This is a genomic window from Sphingobium sp. CCH11-B1, assembly GCF_001556865.1.
GTDB lineage: Bacteria > Pseudomonadota > Alphaproteobacteria > Sphingomonadales > Sphingomonadaceae > Sphingobium.
This window is the reverse complement of record NZ_LSJY01000215.1, coordinates 1-5,942: the sequence shown is the minus strand read 5'-3', so window position 1 is coordinate 5,942 and position 5,942 is coordinate 1. Positions and strand designations below refer to the sequence as shown.

General features: G+C 60.8%; 4 protein-coding genes. All 4 read left to right on the top strand.

Going from position 1 to position 5,942, the window contains the following annotated elements:
• Positions 1 to 163 precede the first annotated feature (163 nt).
• The 4 genes from AX724_RS22495 (at position 164) to AX724_RS22480 (ending at position 5,767) form a co-directional block, all read left to right on the top strand.
• Complete coding sequence (locus tag AX724_RS22495) at positions 164 to 1,516, top strand: tyrosine-type recombinase/integrase (protein ID WP_231736802.1); 1,353 nt, start codon at positions 164 to 166, stop codon at positions 1,514 to 1,516.
• A gap of 107 nt (positions 1,517 to 1,623) precedes the next feature.
• Entirely contained in the window at positions 1,624 to 3,291 is a 1,668-nt protein-coding gene (locus AX724_RS22490) for a hypothetical protein (protein ID WP_231736801.1), read from the top strand.
• Between the two features lie 14 nt (positions 3,292 to 3,305).
• Positions 3,306 to 5,402 carry a hypothetical protein gene (locus AX724_RS22485; protein ID WP_156448213.1) on the top strand — a complete coding sequence of 699 codons (2,097 nt, stop codon included), beginning with the start codon at positions 3,306 to 3,308 and terminating at the stop codon, positions 5,400 to 5,402.
• Complete coding sequence (locus AX724_RS22480) at positions 5,399 to 5,767, top strand: hypothetical protein (RefSeq protein ID WP_156448212.1); 369 nt, start codon at positions 5,399 to 5,401, stop codon at positions 5,765 to 5,767. Before AX724_RS22485 ends, AX724_RS22480 begins: the two co-directional genes overlap by 4 nt.
• The last annotated feature ends 175 nt before the right edge of the window (positions 5,768 to 5,942 follow it).

Sequence of the window (5,942 nt, the reverse complement as noted above, 5' to 3'; positions counted from 1 at the left end):
ATTATGTCGCCATTGAGACGCTTCATTCTGTTTTGACCGTCGCGGCATCTTGGCCCATCATCGATGAAGTCAGCCCAATTGAACGAGCGATGTCGGGGGATCAGTGCACCTTTTTACGTTCGATCCCTGGCTCGGAGCCGCACCGATTTTTCTCGATGGGAAGATGATCCGGCCTGCACTCGATGAGTTCACCAAGCGAAATGCAGCCCCATACTTACCTGAAACTGGCACCCCTTCTCTCCTCTATTCTGACGGGCATCTTGTTGCCGAGATCAGGTCGTTCATCACGTTCCTGCGATCCGATGGCGTGTCGCTCGCCAGCGCGGGCCACTACGCAAGGGATCTTCAGGTTTTCGCCCGCTACCTGCGAGACGCGCATTCCAAGTCGTTGCTCGATGCATCGAGCGCCGATGTCGGGAAATATCGAGCGCTCCGGCTTGAGGGGCCGAGCGACCTCCGGCTCTCTGGCACCTCCTGGAGGCGCAGCTCGGCTGCGCTGACGCGCTTCTACCAGTGGGCGGCTAGCGAAGAAGCTGCCCTGATGGCGGTGGCGCCGAAAACAAGGTTCCGCCGCGACGGCGCAGTCGCCGAAGATACGATCCGCATGATTCCGCTCGAGGACTACGTCTTGTTCCGTGACCAGGGCCTTTTGGGCCAGCATCAAGGAACCAGCACGACTTATCGGCGGAATCCCATGCGTGATGCTGCGTTTGCCGAACTGCTCGTGACGACGGGTGTCAGGCTTGAGGAAGGCGCCAGCCTTCTGATCGGTGAGCTTCCCACGACGAGCGCACGCGCCTTCGAAGGTTCTCGCAGCGCGATGATCGATCTCCCCGCAACGATCACCAAGGGCCGCAAGCCTCGATCAGTTCCGTTCCCGAAGCGTGTCGCTGGTAACTTCATCGACCCCTATGTTCGTGAAGAACGGAGTCAGTTGGTCGATCGGTGGCGCCGCGCCGGCGGCATCCGCACCATGCGGCAGCCGCTGATCGGCAGCATCGTCGGCGGACGGCGCATTCTGATGCAGGGCGAGCAGCGCCTTCGACCGTTGGCAAGCCTGCGTATCGATGAACGACGCAATCTTCTGTTGCTGCCGGGACCGGATGCACCGCCGGAGAATGCGCAGCCAGCGGCATTGTGGCTTGCTCAGGACGGGAGCGCTCTCACCCCTGCGGCGTGGCAGTCGATCTTCCGGCGCACAAGCAAGAAGCTGTCGGAGACGATGGGCTGGGAACTCGCCATATCTCCTCACACCTTGCGACACACCTTCGCGGTCTACTGGCTCACGCACCTGATCAAGGCCGAGGTGGCAAGACTCGACCGTCGTTCTCTCCCGGATCGAACCGAGGAAATATACATGAAGGTCGTCAGCGATCCGTTGCGCCGGGTCCAGCGATGGCTTGGTCATGCCAGCATCCTGACGACCGAGAAATACCTCACCTACCTCGATGAAGCCTTCGAAATCGTAGATCAGGCGGCCGAGGCGCTGGACGTTCGCCTGATGGGCTTCTTCTAACGATGGGCCGGCCTCGCCTCTCGTTCAGCGATTTGCCGCCACCGAGCGAGGAGCCGCATCCGGACGCACTCGTGGCCTATCATCATCGTGACGGTGTCGGGCGGGAAATGACCTGGCTGCTGCATGAGGTGGGGAACGAAGGCCTTGGCCGCGATCTCGCCCTGCATCTTGGACCGATGATGAACGAGCTGTTCGCGGGCCTGGCCGTTCCGAGTGTCGAGCAGTATCGGCAGAGCTGGATCCCGCTCGGGAAGCATCTGACGTCCACCGGGCGGCTTGATGATGGGCTGCGCGCTGTCACGGCCGCCGACATCGATGCCTGCGATGTTCTGGGCCAATACTCGCGGTTCCGGTGTCTTGTTTACGGTCTTCGTGCCATCGACGAGCGCAACCCCGATCTGCTGCGTCCGGAGTTGAAGGCGCGGATCAACTTCACAAGCCGTCACAATGGGAAGGCATTGCGGCCTCGCGAGCCCCTGACGCCGTTCGTTGCTCGCGTTCTGAAAGAGGCGGTTGATCGCCAGGTCATAGCCGCGCGCGACAGGATCGTAGCGGGCCGGGAGCAGATCGAGGCTTTGCGAAAAAGACCTGACCGAAATCGCTTCGAGGATGTGTTCTTGCGTGTCGCTGACGGCGCGCGTGCGGCTCGAGGCGAGTTCGATCTGTTCAAATATCGGAAGGTTGCGATCTCCGCTGCCAGCGATCTGCTTGTTCTGACGCTGCCCGACGCGATCTACCTCATCATCGCGATAGCGCTTCGCGTCGAAATGCCGATAGAGGGCTTGAGAACGCTTCGTCGCGACTGCCTGAAGAATCCCGCGCGTGGCTATGTCTCCATCGAATACACGAAAGGTCGAGGTGGCGTTCGTGGCAAGAAGATAAAGCGGGAACGCGTGCGAGATGGTGGAATCAATACGCCTGGCGGACTGATCCGTCTCGCTTTGGAGCTATCCCGACCTGCTGCCGAGCGGATGGTGCAGCGAGACGACCCGGATGCGGACTACCTGTGGATCGGATTTGTAGCCGCGGGTCTGCCGAGTTGGCGCCGGTTTAGACTTTGCACGCAAAACTTCTATGCCGCCGTCCGAAGCCTCGACCTCGTTGATGAAGCCGGGAGAGAGATAACCAAGGTCGTTCCGGCCCGGCTGAGGAAGACGGTCAAGCGCGATAACTATCTTCGACACGCCGGGCATCTTCGCCGCTTTGCAAGCGATCACTCGCGGGGCGTTGCCGCTCGGCACTATGCAGCGGTGGACGGACTTCGGGAGGAGCACGCCCGTTCCGTCGAGGTTGCCGAAACGCAGTTGTTCGACATGGCAATGGCGCCGTTGGTGCTCCCGCCAGCAAAGGAAGCAGACGCGCTCTCGTCCGGCCTCACGATCCGAGACCAGAAGCTGGCTTCGGACGCGGTGGCTTCGTTGGTGTCAGGCGAGGCCGACACGTTCCTGGGCATATGTACCGACTTCTGGTCGAGTCCGATGGGACGTAGCGATGACGGCTCGTGCGCGACTGCGTTCGCCGGCTGTCTTCATTGCTCAAATGCGGTGTTCACGGCGCGAAAGCTGCCAGCGCTGCTGGACTATGTGGCATGGCTGGCGGAACGCCGCGCTGTCATGGCCGAAGTGGAGTGGCGCGACCAGCATGGCGCCGATCATGACCGTATTACAGCGCAGATACTGCCGATGTTCGAGGCCAATGATATCGAGCAGGCGAAATCTGTCGACGTGAGCAACGCAGGCGCGCCACCCTTGCCCCCGCATCTTCGGCGGGGTTGAGCATGCGACCGCTTGTGGAACGCGCCGACACATCCTGGCGGATCGATCGTTCGGCACTGGTGATCCCGTCCCGGATGGTGGTGAGCGGCCGCGCGGAGCAAAACGTCTCCCGCGTCGGGGACGACGAGTGGTTGTTGCAATGCGCCATTGCGAGGCCCGCGAAAGGGCATGAAGCACGAATCCGCTTCAACCGCATTGCTGACATCGATGAGCGGGAACTCATACGGGAATATCTGTTCCTGTCGTTGCACTACGAGTCCCGCGAAGATGCGCGCAGTGGCCTCGGCACTCTCAAACCCGGCACATTGTCGCACATCGGCGTAATCGCGCGTCAATTTTTGCACGAGGTGCGCCAAGCTGGGCGCCAGCTTCATGAGGTCGATCAGCTATGGCTGGACCATTGGCTGTCGAAGAAGCGCCACCTCGCTCCAGCGACGCTCGTTTACAGGATCCTCGGCATACGACGGCTCGCGCTTTACGCGCCGCTGATGTCGTTCAGGGGAATAGAAATAGCGCCGTGGGGCACCCGCTCGGCGACACGGGTGGCAGGATACCGCGGCGGCCGAGAGAATGTCACGCCGAGGGTACCAGAGGCGATCAGTGCGCCTGCGCTGCGGTGGGCCATGTTCTACGTCGATCATGGTATCGACGATATCATCGCCCGACGTGATATCGCGGCGGTCGACATGGCTGCACGCCGGCAAAGAGTGTCGCCGACGGTAAGCGACCAGCGGCTTCACGCCTATCTCGATGCGCTCGAAACCTCAGGTGCTGGAGTACCGGTCACACCCCAAGGGCAGCCTGCCTGGCCGGAAATCTGCAAGGCGAGCGGCCTCGGTGTCCAGGTCCTGAAAGCGCGCTCCATAGTCATTGAGGAAGCAATGTTAAGGTTCGGGACCGAACGTCCCGGTGCGAGCAACCGCTGGACCACTATGCCCGGGACAACTATCCCTTGGAGGTCCCATCTTCCCAGCTTCAGCAGTCGTTACGCCTTCATATCCGGCATCGCCGCCTGCTATCTGGTGCTCGGCCTCTTGTCGGGAATGCGTGGCGAAGAAGTGGCAGCGCTCAAGCGCGGCTGTCTGAGGATCGTCCGCGACGAACATGGTGGGATCGTTCGTCACGAGTTGGTCGGAAGGATCTTCAAGGGCCGCGACAATGTCGACGGCACCGAACACCATTGGACGGTCATCGAACCGGTGGCCCGCGCCGTCTCAGCAGCAATACGGCTACAGGACCACCTTCGCAGGGTTACCGATGGCGGATCAACTCCGAACGATGATGACCTGCTGTTCAAGACGGTGCAGATCAAGGGCGTTGGCAACGAGCGAATGACCGCCAATCAAGCGACGAAGTACCTCAATTACTTCGCCAGGGAATGCCGCGAGCTGGCCGAAGAGATGGCGACGATGGCACCGGAAGACGCGGAGTTGATAAGAGCGCTCTACCATATCCCCGAGCAAAACGGTGGGCCGTGGCGGTGGCAAACTCGTCAGCTACGCCGCACGCTAGCATGGTATATCGCCAGTCAGCCGTTCGGCGTGATCGCCGGCATGCTTCAATATGGCCACGCCAGCGCCATCATGTTCGAAGGGTATGCGGGTACGTCGGACTCGGGGTTCCGCGCAGAGATCGAAGAGGAACGCCGCCTCGCGCAGCTCAGCGATATCGTCGAGATGTATGAGGACTGGAAGGCAGGGAGCAGCCCGGGCGGCCCCATGCGCTCAAAGCTCGTCGCCGAATTTGCAAGGATCAGAGACAAGATCGGTGATCTGCCCGGCTCTGTCGTCGATGATCGGCGACGGGCGAAAATGCTCTCGAACACCGCCGTGACGCTTCACCCGGGCTTCATCAACGACTGCTTCTTCTATGCCGATCACGCCCTCTGCCTGAAGGTCAAAGGAGCCGACGCCCAGCCCGCATTTATGAGATGCCAGCCCTCCCGATGCCCGAACAGCGTGGTGGCCAAGCGACATGTGGCAGCCTTGCGCTCATGCATTGCCGACGCGGAAGCCATGAAGAATGGCAAGAATGTGAGCCCACTCCAGAAGCACGCCATCAATGCGCAGCTCGATATCTACAGGCAGTTGCTGGAACAGGTCGGGCCATGACGATGGAAGCGAACCACGTGCAGAGATCGAGAAGCAGCGCTGCGCTGCTCGATGCCTATGACCGTCTGCGAAAAGGGAAAGGCGGCGTCACCGATGGAAGGCTGAATGTAACCAACGTCGCGCGCGAGGCCGGGGTCAGCCGGGCGACGGCATATCGCTGCGCCGAACTCCTTGCCCTCTTCGATGAGCATCCAAAGCCTACGAAGGCCAAGCCAAAGGCCATGAGCGGCAATGCTGAGCTGCGCGACGTGGTCAATCGCTTGCTCAATCGGATCATCATGTTGGAAGCGGCGTTGGAAGCAAAGGACGCCGAAATCCGGCAGCTTCGCTCCATGTTGCCAAAGCCACAGGAGGCCGGCTCGTGATGTTGGCGAGTCGTTCCGCCTTCGGCGGTTGCACTCGGGGCAGTTGCAAAGTGCAGTAGCGCTTTGCAACTGCCCCGAGCGCTCGAACGGTCTCCAATCGTCTCATACGTCGAGTAATTTTATACCCATTGAAACAAGAGCTTGCGGTGAGACGAGACACCATCTGCAAACATAA